General features: G+C 53.4%; 1 protein-coding gene and 1 pseudogene. Both read left to right on the plus strand.

Annotated elements, in window-relative coordinates:
• Positions 1–1,516, plus strand: a pseudogene (locus tag ABI582_RS28560) (T6SS effector BTH_I2691 family protein); the annotation flags it as partial.
• Entirely contained in the window at positions 1,513–2,328 is an 816-nt protein-coding gene (locus ABI582_RS28565; RefSeq protein WP_442120974.1) for a DUF6708 domain-containing protein, read from the plus strand. The pseudogene ABI582_RS28560 and the gene ABI582_RS28565, both read left to right, overlap by 4 nt.
• Positions 2,329–2,427: the final 99 nt, after the last annotated feature.

Genomic DNA, 2,427 nt, shown 5'->3' on the forward strand with positions numbered 1-2,427 from the left:
TGCCGAGGCCAGGGACCGGATGCACCGCAACATTGATGACATCGACATTCATTCAACCAAGGCCTGGAACAAGGTGCGGCCGATCATCCAGCACGGGCTGATGAGCCTGGCCGTGCTGGATCCGCGGTTTACCAACACCATGATCAGTGTGTCGGTGTGGGTCGAGGGTACCGCGGCGGACGTGCATGGTCGGTTGTTTGAGGAAGCCAACATGAAGGTAACTCAGGCAAGCAGCTTGGCGCAGCGGGCGTTGGTGGATATCTCGGTGGCGGCGGGGACGCTAGAGCCGAATGCGCGAAAGGTGTTCCAGAGGATGAAGATCAATTCGCAGCAGGCGGCGCAGTTGGTGCGAACCGGGTTTCGCGGCTTGCGGGGTGTGGCGGGAAGCTGGGAAGTACTGCTGGCGATTGGAGGGCTGTACTTGCAATACGACAGCCTGAGCAGAAACCAGGAGAAGACGGAAGCCGAGATTGGACCTAAGGCGCATGAGGCCAAGCTGGCGTTGCAGGGTTCGCAATTGGGGATATTGGGCGGTCAGATCGAGTTGGTTGGGCTAGTCATGAGGTCCAGTACCGCTTTAATTAAGACGTCATGGGCGGCAGGCACTGGAGCTTCACTGATAAGGTTTGGAGCTTTGCTAAGTGCTGTAGCTGGCATTTTCGATGTTGCGCAATCGATTTCTGCGACCAAACGTACCTCGGCGGCGGGCGACGTTATAGCTAGTAGACAGCATGCCGTGGCTGGTTTGCTCTATGGTGCTGGCGCAGGGGCGTTTACCCTGGCAGTCGCACAACCTTATTTAATAGGCCCAGTAGGTGCGGCTATTATCTTGACGCTCATTGCGTATTCATTAAGCAAACGAGCTGAAAAAAATGAATCTGACAGTTTCGAACGCTGGGTGAAACGGTGCTATTTCGGGAAGGCCAATGAGAGCCCGCGCATACATTGGGATACTCCTGAGTGGGCAGATATAGCGTTTGCTGAGCTAAATGCGGCAACCTTGGGGCTGTATGCAAAGCTGAATTTTGAGTCAACCCTGGCGAGCAATCAAACCGCACCTAAATTGGGCGGATTAATAAACTTGACTGTAGAGCATAAAATAAAGTTCCAAATAATTTTACCTCAATACAGTGAGGTGCGCTCCGCCTACATCTGGAGTTTAACGGTCCACCGCATGGGTGATGGTGAATTCCCTGATTTTGACGGCGGGGAAGTGATTGCGTCAGGGGAATATAACGTTACAGCTTTAAAACCTTTATCTGAAGCAGCGAAAACCTCTGATTATGCACCACCACGCTTCCCTGATTACACGCCCGATTTTACTTTACAAACGAAGCTGCATGGCTACCCAGATAATGCGGGTATTTTCCTTATGGAAAATGTTGGCGTGATAGAGCTTGCGCCAGCCATTGGAAGGCACAGCATAGTCGCAGCGACACTACGCGTGGCGCACTGGCCAGATCGAGAGATAGCGAGTGCGCATCTAGAGAGTTGTATTCGGGAGGTGAATGAGTGAGAAACAGCAGTAAAATTCTGTGGGCTCGAACAATAGGCTGGAGCTATGACCTGCCTCATGTTGATCAAACTCCGACCTTGCAATATGACGTGGACAAATTAATCCCACCTCCCAACTACTGCGATGAAGCATATTTGGAGCTGCCAAGAGCTACGGTGAATTTGCGTGGCATAGGCGTTCTGGTTGGGACTGTCACGCTTCTGTTCTGCTGTGGAATTGCGCTATTTTTGTACCGGAGCTTTATTGTAGATGGCTGGCAAGGTGATTGGGCAATGAATGCATTCTTGGTACTTAGCCCTCCTGCTGCCGCGTGGGTTTTGTTTCCTTACATAAAACTGGACGTTGTTCTTCCTAGAGATGAGCCTATTCGCTTTAATCGCTTGCGTCGGAAAGTCTATTTTTACCAATACCGCTTCGACCGCGTCTTCATCTTCAGCCGTAAACGCTGGGGTGTCCAACCCGTCGCCTACAACTGGGACGACGTCACCGCCGAGGTTTACCGCATCTACGCCCCTGGCCATGGTGGCCTGATCGAAAACGTCATGCTGTCAGTCCGTAATCCTGAGACTGACGAAGTCATTGATCGCGTCTTCTTCACTCATACCCTGCATGAGGGCAAGGCTTACTGGGCCATCGCCCGGCTCTTCATGCAGCAAGGCCCGGAAGCCCTGCCCAAGTTCGTGCACCCACCCCGCGACTGGAACGATGACGATGGCCTGAGCCACATGCATTGCCTGGCGCCGAAAGTACAGTGGCCAACGGAAATCGACCTTGAGTCTCGCACTGCGCCAGCAACGGATGAGGTCTCCTGAAAACTACCGCACTCGGTGCTGGCGATTCGGCCAAGATCATGCCCGTAGGACGAGACAGGGCGCTGGATGGCACCGGCTTTGCCGGTGTTCGCGGGTGAA

Origin of the sequence: Pseudomonas sp. SAS7 (assembly GCF_052112345.1) — a bacterium.
Classification (GTDB): Bacteria; Pseudomonadota; Gammaproteobacteria; order Pseudomonadales; family Pseudomonadaceae; genus Aquipseudomonas; species Aquipseudomonas putida_Q.